Origin of the sequence: Streptosporangium sp. NBC_01469, from assembly GCF_036227305.1 — a bacterium.
Lineage (GTDB): Bacteria > Actinomycetota > Actinomycetes > Streptosporangiales > Streptosporangiaceae > Streptosporangium.
Window position 1 is genome coordinate 119474 of sequence record NZ_CP109465.1, and the last position, 12610, is coordinate 132083.

Below are 12610 nucleotides of genomic sequence, written 5' to 3' on the forward strand. Positions count from 1 at the left end.
AACGAGGCCCCGGAGCCGTTGGCGGAGCCGTGCGGGCAGGGGCTTCCGGAAGGAGCACCCGTTGAACGACGTCCTCTACTCCGTCGACGATGCCGTCGCCACCATCGTCCTCAACCGGCCGGAGGCGATGAACTCGCTGACGGTCCGGGCGAAGACCGCCCTGCTGGAGGCGCTGACCTCGGCGGCGCAGGCGTCCTCCGTGCGGGCGGTGCTCCTTCCGGGTCGGGGAGGGCGTTCTGCGCCGGCCAGGACCTGACAGAGCACGCCGCGAACCTGGAGGCGGGCCGGGGGCTGGACGAGACCGTACGCGCGCACTACAACCCGATCGTCCGGACGATCACCGAGATGGGCAAGCCTGTCGTCGCGGCGGTGAACGGCGCCGCCGCGGGCGCGGGCGCCTCCCTGGCCTTCGCGTGCGACCTGCGGATCGCCGCGGAGAGGGCCAGATTCGCGATGGCCTTCTCGGGGATCGCCCTGGCCCCCGACTCGGGCGCCTCCTGGACCCTCCAGCGTCTGGTCGGCACGGCCCGCGCGGCCGAGCTCCTGCTGCTCGGCGAGCCCTTCGGCGCGGATCGCGCCCTCGAACTCGGGATCGTCTCCCAGGTCGTCCCCGCCGACGAGCTGGACACCGCCGCCCGCGCCCTGGCCGTACGGCTGGCGCGGGGTCCCACGAGCGCCTACGCGGCGACCAAGCGCGCCCTGCGGTTCGCCGCGACCAGTTCCCTGGCCGAGGCGCTGGAGCTGGAAGCCGACCTCCAGAACGCCTGCGCCAAGACCGGCGATCATCTGAACGCGACCCGCGCCTTCCTCGCCAAGGAGCGCCCCGTCTTCGAGGGCCGCTGACTTCGAGGGCCGCGGATTTCCAGAGCCACCGACTTCGAGGGCCTCCGACTTCGAGGATCACGGGACGCGGGGACCGTGGAACGCGGGAATCACCCGCTTCCGGGGCCGCCGGCGGCTTCGGGAGGCCGCTCGCGGAAGGGGAGGGACGTCAGGCCCCGCGTGCCCAGCAGTCGGCCAGGTGATCGTTGACCAGGCCGATGGCCTGCATCAGCGCGTAGGCGGTGGTCGGGCCGATGAAACGGAAGCCATGCGCCTTGAGTTCCTTGGCCAGGGCTTTGGAACCGGCGGTCTGGGCGGGCACGTCCGCCAGGGTCTTCGGGACGGGCGCGCCGGGGTCCGCGTGCTTCCAGACGAGGTCGGACAGGCCGACGCCGAGCGCGGCCCGTGCGTTGGCGATCGTCGCCTCGATCTTGGCCCGGTTGCGGACGATGCCCGCGTCGCCGAGCAGGCGGGCGACGTCCTCGTCGCCGAACGCGGCCACGGCCGGGATGGAGAACCCCGCGAAGGCAGCGCGGAAGTTCTCCCGCTTGCGCAGGATGGTGATCCACGACAGGCCGGACTGGAACGACTCCAGCGCGATCCGCTCGAACACCCGGTCGTCACCGGTGACCGGACGGCCCCACTCCTCGTCGTGGTAGGCGACGTAGTCGGGGGCCGAGGTCGCCCAGCCGCAGCGCACGAGCTCCACGGATTCCACGGGCTCTGTGGGCTCCACGGGCTCTGTGGGTTCCGTGGGGGCCACGGCCCGCGAGGTCTCGGTCACCGGGGGTCCTCGGTCTCCCGCCGCTCCCCCGTACGGAGGCCGACGGAACCGGGAGACGACTCCTTCGAGTCCGAAGCCCCGGACGAGGAGGGCTGGGAGGACGAATCCGGCACCTGGGACGGCTCGGACGGCCTGGCGAACCGCGACACGCCGGGCGGCTCGGACGCCTCAGCGGCCTGGGTAAGCTCCTCCGGCTCGGAGGACTCGGCGGAGGCGGAGGACTCGGCGGAGGCGGAGGACTCGGCGGAGGCGGAGGACTCGGCGGAGGAGTCTGCAGGCTCGGCGGAGGCGGAGGACTTGGCAGGCTCGGCAGGCTCGGAGGAGTCGGCGGGCTTGGCGAACTCAGAGAAGTCGGCGGGCTTGGCGGGCTCGGCCTGCGACCCGCTGGAGAGCTCCTCGCGCGCCCCCGACCCGTCCTCGCCGGAGGACCCGGGCGGCGTCTCGCGCCCGGTGCGTGAAACGACCGACGACCCGCCGGACAGCTCCTCGGACGCCCCGAACCCGTCCCCGCCGGGAAGCTCGTACGGTGCCTCGGGCCCGCGCGTAGGGGTGCCGGGGTTGAGCTCGTGGCGGGCCTGGAGCCTGCCGGCGAGCAGCTCCGACACCCGCTGCTCCAGCACGGCGATCCTGGTGTCGCGCTCGCTCAGGGCCCCGGCGACCCGGTTCAGCGTCTCGTCCACGCTCTGCGTGTTGTATCCGACGAGGCTCACCGGGAGCTGAAGGGCCATGAAGTCGACCGCGCCGAGCTGACCCGCCTGGGGCAGGTTCAGCGGGGGCACGTCGGGGGCGAACTCACTCAGCTCACCTCCCCGGCCCATGGCGACCACCGTGACACCGGCGATAACGGCTACGGCAGCGAGAGCTAATACGACCAGCACATACGAATCGTGCCACATCTGTGCTGACCTAGGATCGGATCATGACGTCCTCCCCGGCCTGAAGGCCGGGAATCCCAGCGCCCGGCCTCAGGCCGGGTCCGTCGGATCGCGGTTCATCGGCCGGGTAGCCTCGAAGCCTCCCCGCGCGGACACCGCGCACCCCGCCGCGTTCGGAGAAACATGTCCCATCTGGTCATCGCGGAACACCCCGCCCCCACCGGGCCGGCCTCACGCGCCGGGAGACGTCTTTCTCCCGCTCCGGAGGATTGGGCGTCCGCCCTGGATGTCCGGTGACGGCCTTCGTCGTGCTCCGCCCCGGTGATCGGGGCGAACCCGGATGGGTCGAGGCCCGTTCGGTCGGGGAGGTCGAGGAACTCGTCCGTGCCGGGCACACCGTGGTCGTCACCCCCGCCCGGCTGGCCGCCGTCACCTCCCCCGTCCCGCTCACCGCGCCGGCCGGGGAGGCCGAAAACCCCGAAAACCCCGGGGACACCGGGGACACCGGGGACACCGGGGACACCGGGGACACCGCCGCGAGAGAGCGGGACGCCGAGGCCGCGGAGCTCACCGCGGCCTCGATCTGCGCCTGGGCCGGTGCCCGCGTCTTCCGTACGGACCGCACCGAACAGGTGCGGCTCGCGGTCGAGATGACGGACTCCCTCGCCGGGCGGCGCCCGCCCGCGCTAACCCGCCGTGGCCTCGCCTAGTTCCTCCGCGCTCGGCTCCAGGTGCCTGGTCGACTTCTCCAGCAGCCGGAACGCCTCGTCGACCGTGGTGGTCCAGGAGATGGCGTCGAAGACGTTCGGACGGGTGAAGCCCGCCTCGTCCATGCCCTCGACCAGTTCCCGCAGCGGCGCGTAGATCCCCCAGGGGTCGAGGACCACCAGCGGCTTGTCGTGCAGGCCCAGCGTGCGGGACGTCCAGATCTCGAACAGCTCCTCCAGCGTCCCGATGCCGCCGGGCAGCACCAGGAAGGCGTCGGAGCGGGCGTCCATCACGCCCTTGCGCTCGCGCATGTCGGTGGTGACCACCAGCTCGTCGGCCTCTTCGTCCGCGAGCTCGATGTCCACCAGCGACTGGGGGATCACCCCGATGGTGCGGGCGCCGCCCGCGCGGGCCGCGCGGGCCACGGCTCCCATGCAGGAGACCCTGGCCCCACCGCTCACCAGGCCGTGCCCGCGCCTGGCGAGCTCGGTGCCGACCTGCTCCGCCAGTTCCGGATACTTCTTGTCGATCTTCTGACTCGATGCGAGGAATACACAAATGAACACGCACTGACCCTATTCGGCATCGCCGACCGTGGTCATGACCGCCTTCCGCTCGCCTTCCAGTTGACCGCCCCTCTTGTTGTCGGCCTCCGTGATGATCCGGACCGCCTCGTCCACGTCGTCGGTGACGTGAATGAGATCCACATCCGCCGGAGAGATCTTGCCCGTCCCCACGAGGGTGTTCTTGATCCAGTCGATCAGGCCGCCCCAGAACTCCGTCCCCATCAGCACCACGGGGAAAGAGGTGACCTTCTGGGTCTGGACCAGGGTGAGCGCCTCGAAGAGCTCGTCCATGGTGCCGAAACCGCCGGGCAGCGTGACGAATCCGCAGGAGTACTTCACGAACATGGTCTTGCGGACGAAGAAGTAGCGGAACTCGATGCCGAGGTCGACGTACTCGTTCATGCTCTGCTCGAAGGGCAGCTCGATGCCCAGGCCCACCGAGATGCCGTCCGCCTCCACGGCCCCTTTGTTGGCGGCCTCCATGCAGCCGGGGCCGCCACCGGTGATCACGGCGTAGCCCGCCTCGGACAGCTTCCGGCCCAGCTGGATCCCCATCTCGTACTCGGGGCTGTCCACGGGGGTGCGCGCGGATCCGAAGACGGTCACCGCCTGGGGCAGTTCGGCGAGCTGGCCGAAGCCCTCCACGAACTCGGCCTGGATGCGCAGCACCCGCCACGGATCCATGTGCAGCCAGTCGGCCGGACCCCTTCGATCAAGAAGCCGCTGGTCGTGGGTGGAGTCGGAGACGAGATCGCCGCGAACCACGGCGGCTCCCTGGCGACGTTCCGGACGTGTTTTCTTCATGCGGGTCACCGTAGCGCCGTCCCATAAAAATCTTGAAAAATCTCTACGAAAACATGGAACCGGACTTTGAACAGTGCGCGTCTAACTGCCGAGGGTGCTGCTCGGGACTGAAAGTGGCTTTCCCCGCCAAATGGCCGGCGAGGAAAGCCACTTTCATTTGTGCCCCGCCCCTCCCGCCCCTCCCGCCCCTCCCGGCTCTCGCGCGTCGAGGCCCGCGCCCGCCGCGAACAGGCACACCGGCCTCTTTCAGGACAGCCAGCCGAGCATTCCGCGCTCGCAGTCGGCGATCTTCTTCAACGAGACGAACTCGTCCTTCTGGTGCGCCAGATTCGGATCGCCGGGACCGTAGTTGACCGCGGGCACGCCCAGGCCGGAGAAGAGCGAGACGTCGGTCCAGCCGAGCTTGGCCCGCGGCGTGCCGCCGACGGCGTGGACGAAGGCCAGCGCCGTCGGATGGGTCAGGCCGGGCCGCGCGGCGGGGGCGGCGTCGGTGAAGCGGACCTCGTACCCCTCGAACACCTCGCTCACATGGGCGCGCGCGTCGTCCAGCGACAGGTCGGGGGCGAAGCGGTAGTTCACGGTCACCACGCACTCGTCCGGGATCACGTTGCCCGCGACGCCGCCGCCGATGCCCACCGCGTTCAGGCCCTCGTGGTACTCCAGCCCGTCCACGACGGGAAGCCTGGCCTCGTAGGCGTTCAGGATCGCGAGCACCGGCTGGGCGGCGTGGATGGCGTTGACCCCGAACCAGGACCTGGCACTGTGCGACCGCTTGCCCCGGATGACGACCTGGGCCCGGAGCGTGCCCTGACAGCCGCCCTCGATCACGCCGTCGGTGGGCTCCATGAGCACCGCGAAGTCCCCGGCGAGCCAGTCGGGATGCCTGCGGCTGAGCCGGAGCAGGCCGTTGCGCTCGGACTCGATCTCCTCGCAGTCGTAGAAGACGTAGGTCACGTCCCTGCTGGGCTCGGAAAGAGCGGCCGCCAGTTTCAGGGCGACCGCGACACCGGCCTTCATGTCCGAGGTGCCGCAGCCGTACAGCCGATCGCCCTCGACCCGGCTGGGCAGGTTGCCGACGACGGGGACGGTGTCGAGGTGTCCGGCGATCACCACCCGCTCGCCGCGGCCCAGGCGGGTGCGGGCCACGATCGACTCGCCGTCGCGCTCGACGGCCAGGTGCCGGAGCGGACGCAGTGCCTCCTCCACGGCGTCGGCCAGGGCCTTCTCGCCGCCGCTGACCGACTCGACGTCCACGATCCGGGCGGTGAGCTCCCCGACATCCTGTGTGAGGTCCAGACGCGTACTCATGCCCGCGACCCTAGTGCCCGCACGGGATCCGGCCGAGTCCGGCCTCGCGAGAAACCCGCCCGTTATGTGCTTAATTCGACCGATCTAGACCCGTCCATCCTCAGGAGAATCCAACGATCCCGGCCCTGCCGTACCTTCGCCGAGTCCGACCGGCCCCGGCCCCGGCCGCACACTCGCGGGATTCGATCGGTCCGGCCACCGACGCCCCTATCCGTGCAGGATCCGGTCGAGTTCGGCCCTGCCGGGCCTGTGGCCCTCCGCCAGGCGCTCGAGCACCAGGACGCAGCTCAGGCCGAAGGCGCCGCCGGGAAACTCGCGCCGGTGGGTGCCTCCGGTCGCCACGCACCAGCCGGGGACGCGCCCGCGGTCCAGTTCCTCGCCCGTCCGCGCGTCGACGACCGGGGTCGAGGCCGACAGGATCGTCCCGGCGGCGATCACGGCGCCCCGGCCCACGCGGGCCCCGTCGGTGATCACGGCCCGGCCGCCGATCAGCGCGCCGTCCTCGACGATCGCGGGCACCGCCCGGGGCGGCTCCCCAATGGCGCGGGAGTCCTCCGCGCCGTCCCGGCCGCCGGTCTCCCCGACGCCCGCTCCCCCGGACAGGTGGACGTTCCTGCCGATCTGGGCGCACGAGCCGATCGAGGCCCACGTGCCCACCGTGCTGCCCTCGTCCACGTGGGCTCCGATGTCGACGAACGAGGGCATCAACACGACGCCCGGCGCCAGGTAGGAGCCCCAGCGGGCGATCGCCCCCGGCACGACGCGTACCCCCTCGACGGAGGTCTTCAGCGGGACCCGGTCGTGATGGTGGAAGTCGCCCACCTGGGACCTGGCCGCGCCGAGCACCCGGAACGCGAGCATGACGGCCCGCCGGGCGCGCTCGTCCACGACCACCTCGCCGGTACGGGAGACCTCGGCCACCCGGGCCTTGCCGCTGTCGAGCATGTCCACCGCGCTCACGACGACGGCGCGCGCCTCGGTGTCGGCGGGACTCAACTCGGCCCTGCGCCACCACAGCTCGTCGACGGCCGCGGGCAGCGGGCTGGCATCGCTCTGGATCATGGCCCGGAGCCTACGTTCACGACGTTCCGCCAACCCGCGCAATCGCTGGGGACCTGTAGGTTCTTGACCGTGCCAGGGCGCTTCTCAAAAGGGGTTATCGCGATCATCGCGATCGTGACCGTGCTCGCGGTGGCCATCACCGTGGGTCTCTTCAGCTTGCTCAGGAGGGTGGCACCGCTGGTCGACCTCGGCGAGGGATGCAAGATCACGACACCGGAGGGCTCGCTGGACCTGGACATCGAACAGGCGAAGGTGGCGGCGGTCATCGCGGCCGTGGCGGCCCGCAGGAAACTGCCCGAGCGGGCCGTGGTGATCGCCTACGCCACCGGCATCCAGGAGTCCAAGCTGGAGAACCTGAGGGGCGGCGACCGCGACTCGGTCGGCGTGTTCCAGCAGCGCCCCTCCCAGGGGTGGGGCAGGCCCGAGCAGCTCATCGACCCCGTCTACGCCTCGGGGAAGTTCTTCACCGCGCTGGTGAAGGTGAAGAACTACCGGAAACTGCCGCTCCACGAGGCGGCCCAGGAGGTGCAGCGCTCGGCCGACGGGACGGCGTACGCCCAGCACGAGGACGACGGGAAGATCCTCGCCGCGGCGTTCACCGGGCGCGTGCCCAAGGCGGTGCACTGCTGGTTTCCCGCCCCGACAGGCAAGACCCCTCTCCCCGACGCGCGCGGGGCGGAGCGCAGGCTCGCCAGGGCGCTCGGACCGGGCGACACCTTCGAGGCACCCTCGCGCAGGCGCGGCTGGCTGGTGGCGGCCTGGTCGATCGCCCACGCCAAGACGTTCGGGCTCGCCAGGATCCGCTACGACGGCCAGTCGTGGGTGGCCGCGAAAAGTCACGACGGCTGGAAGGCCGACCCGAAATCCTCCGTCAAGAAGGTCGAGTTGTCCTAGCCGCCCTTCTTCTTCTCGATCCTGATCGTCCCGGGGGCCAGGGACTGGGCGTGGGAGGCGCTCCAGCGCTTGCCCTGGAGGCGTTCGAAGCTGAGCAGGCGGCCGTCGGCGGCCCGGTAGTCGGCGAAGTCGAGCAGGCCCCGCTCGGGCATCGAGGTGACGCCCTCCCCGCGGAAGGCCGCGGTGCCCCGGTCGACGGGGAAGAAGTCGACCCCCTCGACGCTCAGCGTGGCCTTGGCGGGGATCATGCCCTCCGTGGGCACCGGCGTCCACAGCAGCACCTCCAGGTGCGGCGGATCACCGGCGGCCAGGCCGGCGCGCATCTGGATCGACAGCCACTGGTAGCGGCGGGTGCCGTCGTCGAGGAGGTATTCGGTCCACTGGCTGCCCTGCCACGACAGGTACAGGGCGCCGAGGACCCTGCTGCGGACCCCCCGGCACTCGATCGTGTCGCCGACCTTGATCGTGCGAGGGTCGGGGTAGTCGATGCCGACATGGCCCGTGGACGGTTGGGCCGGCGGCTGCGCGGCCTCAACCGAGGGGAGGGGGGTCTCGCCGGAACGCTCGGACTCGCCGGCCTCCGTGTCCTGACGCGTCGTCGCGAAGAACGCGACGAACAGCAGGACGAGCGTGGCCACACTCAGTCCGAGTATCACGGCGACCTCGGGGGTCATGCCGCGCGATCCTACTGGAGGCGGCGCACCGCCGCACCGACGCGTTCGTCGCCGGCCGTCATGGCGATCCTGATGTGCCGGTCGCCCGCGGTCCCGTAGAAGTCACCGGGCGCCACCAGGATTCCCCTGTCGGCCAGCGCGCGGACCTGGTCCCAGCAGCCCGCCCCGTTGGACGCCCACAGGTACAGGCCCGCGGTGGAGTGCTCGATCTTCCAGCCGGCCGCCTCCAGGGCGGGACGGAGCGCCGCGCGGCGGGCGGCGTAGCGGGCCCGCTGCTCGTCGGCGTGCTCGTCGTCGTCCAGGGCGACGGCCATCGCCGCCTGGACCGGCGCGGGCATGATCATGCCGGCGTGCTTGCGTATCTCCAGCAGCCGCTTGACCAGCACGGGGTCGCCCGCGACGAATCCAGCACGGTAACCGGCCAGGTTGGAGCGCTTGGACAGCGAGTGCACCGCGAGCAGGCCCTCGTGCGAGCCGCCGCAGACGTCCGGGTGCAGGATCGAGACCGGCCGCTCCTCCCAGCCCAGCTCGATGTAGCACTCGTCGGAGGCCACGACCGCGCCGTGCTCGCGCGCCCACGAGACGACCTTGCGCAGGTGCTCGGCGGGCAGCACCCTACCGGTCGGGTTGGACGGGGAGTTCACCCAGACCAGCGGCACCCGCTCGGGCCCGAGCCCGAGCAGCCCGTCGGTGGCGTACGGCTCGGCGCCCGCGATGCGCGCTCCCACGTCGTAGGTGGGGTAGGCCAGCTCGGGGAGGATCACCCGCTGCCCGGGGCCGACGCCGAGCAGCGTCGGCAGCCAGGCCACGAACTCCTTGGAACCGATCAGCGGCAGCACGTTCGCCTGGTCGAGGATCACGCCGTGCCTGCGCCGCAGCCACCCGGCGGCGGCCGAGCGGAGGCGCTCGGTGCCGTACGTCAGCGGGTATCCGGGACTGTCCGAGGCGTCCGCGAGAGCCTGCCGCACGACGGCGGGCACCGGGTCGACGGGCGTGCCCACCGAAAGGTCGACGATCCCGTCGGGGTGCGACGCCGCGAGCTCCTTCAGCGGCGTGAGCCGGTCCCACGGGAAGTCCGGCAGACCGTTCATCGGGGCCTCACCGAAACACTCGGGGCCTGCGACCGGTCGGAAATGGCGTTCATGGTGATCAGCCGTCGTCCTTCACTGGAACGGGTCTGCCGATGACGATGCGAGGGGACGGCCGTCGTGACCGTCCCCTCCGGCACCGGCTCCTAGTGGCTCTCGGCCTGCGGGGGCAGGACCGCGACGACCGGGTGGTCCTTCTCGATCTTGCCGACCTTGGAGGCGCCGCCGGGCGATCCCAGGTCCTCGAAGAAGTCCACGTTCGCCTTGTAGAAGTCCTTCCACTGCTCGGGAAGGTCGTCCTCGTAGAAGATGGCCTCTACCGGACAGACCGGTTCGCACGCGCCGCAGTCGACGCATTCGTCGGGGTGGATGTAGAGCATCCGCTCACCCTCGTAGATGCAATCGACGGGGCACTCCTCGATGCACGCCTTGTCCAGGACGTCCACGCAAGGCTGCGCGATGACGTAGGTCACCTCGGGCTCCTTCTTCTTTACGCACCTAGGCACGACTTCGACCGCGAGTTGCTAAGCCCTAGTATTGCCGTGCCCGCCATGTGTCTGAAACGGGAGGGGGCAAAAGCCGGTGGTCTTTGGTTTCAGCGCTCGCCTGAACATCACCATAACCCCTTCCGACGTGGGCAAAAGAGTCACCACTCGGAGAAGGGTTCCCGAGGGATTCCGCGACGCGGTGGGTGAGCTGGAGTTCTGGCGGGACGGCGTGCTCGGTGTGCGCAGGCGAAACGGCACCCTGGTCGAGATCGACGAGGAGACGCTCGCCGCGGCGAAGGTCGTCCCGGAGTCCCCGCGCCCGCGCGCGTGAATCCGTTAAGAGCCCCGCACCCGCGTGGACGACCCCTGAACGGGCTTTGGGCGCCCGCCGGGTAAGCGACTCGCCAAGACACGTGTAAGCCGTTCGTTAAGAAGGGTCGCGCCTGCTCGACCAGACGAATCGCAGCGGAGAGTATTCCGTTCGTGACCGTACGTACCAGCGCCGCAGCCGCCGTGATCCTCACGGCCACGATCGCCGGATGTGGCGCCCCGGCTCCTCAGAACGTCCAATTTCCGCCCCTCAACCCGCAGGCGGCCTCCCTGAAGGAGGGCTTCTCGACGATGGAGCGCCTCGTCGAGGCCGCCAGGAAGGAGGGGGCACTCACGGTGATCGCGCTACCGCGCGACTGGGTGAACTACGGCGAGATCATCGACACCTTCTCCGAGGAATACGGGATCAAGGTCCACCAGCTGGAGCCCGACGCCAGCAGCGCCAGGGAGATCGCGGCCGCGGCCGCGCTCAAACCGGACGTGTTCGACCTGAGCATGGACGTCGCCGCCGCCAAGGCCACCCTCTTCGCCCCGTACAGGGTCCAGGGCTGGCAGGACATCCCCGACCGCCTGAAGGACCACAGGGGCTTCTGGTACGCCGGATACGGCGGCTACATGTCCATCGGCTACGACCCGAGCAAGGTCACGGCCCCCGTGTCCTTCTCCGACCTGCTCAAGCCGCGCCACAGCGTCTCGCTGCCCGGCGATCCCCGAGAGGTGTCCGCGGCCTTCAACGGGGTGATGGCCGTCTCCCTCAGGGGCGGCGAGGCGAGGGCCGAGCGGGGCGTGGAGTTCTTCCACCGCCTCAAGAACGCCGGCAACCTCGCGGCCACCCCCAAGGCGGCCTCGGTCCTCGTCGACTGGGACTACCACAACGCCGAGCGGGCCGCCGTGGACAAGACGTGGAAGGTCACGATTCCCGGCGACGCGGTGCTCGGCGCCTACTACGTCCAGGCCATCAACAGGCAGGCCCCGCACCCGGCCGCGGCCCGGCTCTGGCAGGAGTTCCTGTTCTCCGACAAGGGACAGAACCTGTTCCTGAAGGGATATGCCCGGCCCGTCAGGATGGAGGCCCTCCAGATGCGCGGCACCCTCGACCACGAGCTGGCCGCGAAGCTCCCCGCCACCAGCGCGAGGCCCGTGATCCTCTCCATCCCGGAGATCGACAGGGCCAGGGCCTACCTCCAGCGGGAGTGGGCCAAGAAGGTGAGATGAGCCTGAGGCTGCCGAGACTGATATGTCGCGACTTCCCAGAGGCTCTAAAGTGTCTGGAGAGTACCGATAAGAGGCCTCGCGTCTCAGAATGTGAGCTGATCGTCTTGCGATACGACACCCCGAGCTTGATGAGGTGGAACGCTCGCGCCTATGACAGCAGCTTTGGGTACGTTTCAGCACACGGCGCCCCCCTGGTCGAGCTTCTCGACCCGCAGCCGGGGGAGCGCATCGTGGATCTCGGCTGTGGCACCGGGGTGCTGACGGCCGAGATCACCTCCCGGGGCGCCCGCGTCCTGGGGATCGACGGATCGCAGGCGATGATCGAGAAGGCCCTGGCGCAGCATCCGGGGCTGGACTTCATCGTCGGCGACGGCCGCAACTTCACGGTCGCCCAGCCGTGCGACGCGGTCTTCTCCAACGCCGCCCTGCACTGGATGGGCCAGGAGCCGGACGCGGTGATCACCAGCGTCCGCGAGGCCCTCACGCCGGGCGGGCGGTTCGTGGCCGAGATGGGCGGCGCGGGCAACTGCGCCGCTCTGACGGCGGCACTGTCCACCGCCTGGCGGGAGTACGGGCTGCCCGAGCCCGGCCTGCCCTGGTACTTTCCCACCCCCGCCGAATACGCCACGCGGCTGGAGAAGGGCGGCTTCACCGTCCGCCTGCTGGAATACTTCGACCGGCCGACCCCGCTCGACGAGTGCCCCGGCGGGGCGGCCGACTGGGTGCGGATGTTCGCGGGTTCGCTGCTCAAGGAGGTGCCCGCGGAGATGGTCGACCCACTGCTCCGCCGGGTGAACGAGCTGGCCGCCCCCGCCCTACGGCGGGAGACCGGCTGGATGGCCGACTACGTGAGACTGCGGTTCGCGGCCGTACGCCGCTGAATCGCCCCAATGCGCCGGGGCGATTTGCCAGACTATGGTCTGTTCCATGAGTCTCGTTCCCCGGCCACATGGAGTGACTCGGGCGGCTTGAGGGGCTGGTGAAGGGAACGG

14 protein-coding genes and 1 pseudogene are annotated in these 12610 nt (G+C 70.4%); 6 read left to right on the forward strand and 9 right to left on the reverse strand.

Annotated features, from left to right (window positions below; all coding sequences use genetic code 11):
- Window positions 1-127: 127 nt before the first annotated feature.
- Window positions 128-843 (forward strand): annotated as a pseudogene (locus OG587_RS00545) (enoyl-CoA hydratase-related protein).
- Between the two features lie 148 nt (window positions 844-991).
- On the opposite strand, the gene OG587_RS00550 reads toward OG587_RS00545, so the two are convergent.
- Window positions 992-1540, reverse strand: a complete 549-nt coding sequence (locus OG587_RS00550; protein ID WP_329085780.1) for a DNA-3-methyladenine glycosylase I — start codon at window positions 1538-1540, stop codon at window positions 992-994.
- A gap of 62 nt (window positions 1541-1602) precedes the next feature.
- On the reverse strand, window positions 1603-2484 hold the full coding sequence (locus OG587_RS00555; RefSeq protein ID WP_329085782.1) for a hypothetical protein: 882 nt from the start codon (window positions 2482-2484) through the stop codon (window positions 1603-1605).
- A 290-nt stretch (window positions 2485-2774) separates the two neighbouring features.
- On the opposite strand from OG587_RS00555, the gene OG587_RS00560 reads away from it, so the two are divergent.
- Window positions 2775-3191, forward strand: coding sequence for a hypothetical protein (locus OG587_RS00560; RefSeq protein WP_329085783.1), 417 nt, complete (start codon window positions 2775-2777; stop codon window positions 3189-3191).
- Here OG587_RS00560 and OG587_RS00565 read toward each other — a convergent pair.
- The 4 genes from OG587_RS00565 to OG587_RS00580 form a co-directional block, all read right to left on the reverse strand.
- Complete coding sequence (locus OG587_RS00565; RefSeq protein WP_329085784.1) at window positions 3168-3755, reverse strand: TIGR00730 family Rossman fold protein; 588 nt, start codon at window positions 3753-3755, stop codon at window positions 3168-3170. The genes OG587_RS00560 and OG587_RS00565 overlap by 24 nt on opposite strands.
- Window positions 3756-3764: 9 nt before the next feature.
- Window positions 3765-4559: a TIGR00730 family Rossman fold protein gene (locus tag OG587_RS00570; protein ID WP_329085785.1), complete on the reverse strand. Its 795-nt coding sequence runs from the start codon at window positions 4557-4559 to the stop codon at window positions 3765-3767.
- A gap of 246 nt (window positions 4560-4805) precedes the next feature.
- Window positions 4806-5867 (reverse strand): succinyl-diaminopimelate desuccinylase, encoded by a 1062-nt coding sequence (gene dapE / locus OG587_RS00575; protein ID WP_329085786.1) that lies wholly within the window; start codon window positions 5865-5867, stop codon window positions 4806-4808.
- Window positions 5868-6074: 207 nt separating this feature from the next.
- Complete coding sequence (locus tag OG587_RS00580; protein WP_329085788.1) at window positions 6075-6929, reverse strand: 2,3,4,5-tetrahydropyridine-2,6-dicarboxylate N-succinyltransferase; 855 nt, start codon at window positions 6927-6929, stop codon at window positions 6075-6077.
- Between the two features lie 114 nt (window positions 6930-7043).
- Between OG587_RS00580 and OG587_RS00585 the strand changes: the two genes are divergently transcribed.
- Entirely contained in the window at window positions 7044-7823 is a 780-nt protein-coding gene (locus OG587_RS00585; RefSeq protein ID WP_329085789.1) for a hypothetical protein, read from the forward strand.
- Here the strand turns inward: OG587_RS00585 and OG587_RS00590 are convergent.
- The 3 genes from OG587_RS00590 to fdxA form a co-directional block, all read right to left on the reverse strand.
- Window positions 7820-8497 (reverse strand): DUF4178 domain-containing protein, encoded by a 678-nt coding sequence (locus OG587_RS00590; protein ID WP_329085790.1) that lies wholly within the window; start codon window positions 8495-8497, stop codon window positions 7820-7822. The genes OG587_RS00585 and OG587_RS00590 overlap by 4 nt on opposite strands.
- An 11-nt stretch (window positions 8498-8508) precedes the next feature.
- Complete coding sequence (gene dapC / locus OG587_RS00595; RefSeq protein ID WP_329085791.1) at window positions 8509-9588, reverse strand: succinyldiaminopimelate transaminase; 1080 nt, start codon at window positions 9586-9588, stop codon at window positions 8509-8511.
- A gap of 143 nt (window positions 9589-9731) precedes the next feature.
- The gene (gene fdxA / locus OG587_RS00600) at window positions 9732-10058 is read right to left on the reverse strand and encodes a ferredoxin (RefSeq protein ID WP_329085792.1); all 327 of its coding nucleotides are present in this window, start codon (window positions 10056-10058) and stop codon (window positions 9732-9734) included.
- 160 nt (window positions 10059-10218) lie between these two features.
- Here fdxA and OG587_RS00605 point away from each other — a divergent pair, with 160 nt between their 5' ends.
- The 3 genes from OG587_RS00605 to OG587_RS00615 all read left to right on the forward strand — a co-directional run bounded on the left by OG587_RS00605 (window position 10219) and on the right by OG587_RS00615 (window position 12499).
- Window positions 10219-10404, forward strand: a complete 186-nt coding sequence (locus OG587_RS00605) for a putative acetyltransferase (RefSeq protein ID WP_329085793.1) — start codon at window positions 10219-10221, stop codon at window positions 10402-10404.
- Window positions 10405-10556: 152 nt separating this feature from the next.
- Window positions 10557-11618, forward strand: coding sequence for an ABC transporter substrate-binding protein (locus OG587_RS00610; RefSeq protein ID WP_329085794.1), 1062 nt, complete (start codon window positions 10557-10559; stop codon window positions 11616-11618).
- A gap of 128 nt (window positions 11619-11746) precedes the next feature.
- On the forward strand, window positions 11747-12499 hold the full coding sequence (locus OG587_RS00615; protein WP_329085795.1) for a class I SAM-dependent methyltransferase: 753 nt from the start codon (window positions 11747-11749) through the stop codon (window positions 12497-12499).
- The last annotated feature ends 111 nt before the right edge of the window (window positions 12500-12610 follow it).

What these genes read in the sequence shown, in the direction of transcription:
- OG587_RS00570 (WP_329085785.1), bottom strand. Translation starts at nt 4,559, where the DNA reads ATGAAGAAAACACGTCCGGAACGTCGCCAGGGAGCCGCCGTGGTTCGC.
- dapE (WP_329085786.1), bottom strand. Translation starts at nt 5,867, where the DNA reads ATGAGTACGCGTCTGGACCTCACACAGGATGTCGGGGAGCTCACCGCC.
- OG587_RS00580 (WP_329085788.1), bottom strand. Translation starts at nt 6,929, where the DNA reads ATGATCCAGAGCGATGCCAGCCCGCTGCCCGCGGCCGTCGACGAGCTG.
- OG587_RS00590 (WP_329085790.1), bottom strand. Translation starts at nt 8,497, where the DNA reads ATGACCCCCGAGGTCGCCGTGATACTCGGACTGAGTGTGGCCACGCTC.
- dapC (WP_329085791.1), bottom strand. Translation starts at nt 9,588, where the DNA reads ATGAACGGTCTGCCGGACTTCCCGTGGGACCGGCTCACGCCGCTGAAG.
- OG587_RS00615 (WP_329085795.1), top strand. Translation starts at nt 11,747, where the DNA reads ATGAGGTGGAACGCTCGCGCCTATGACAGCAGCTTTGGGTACGTTTCA.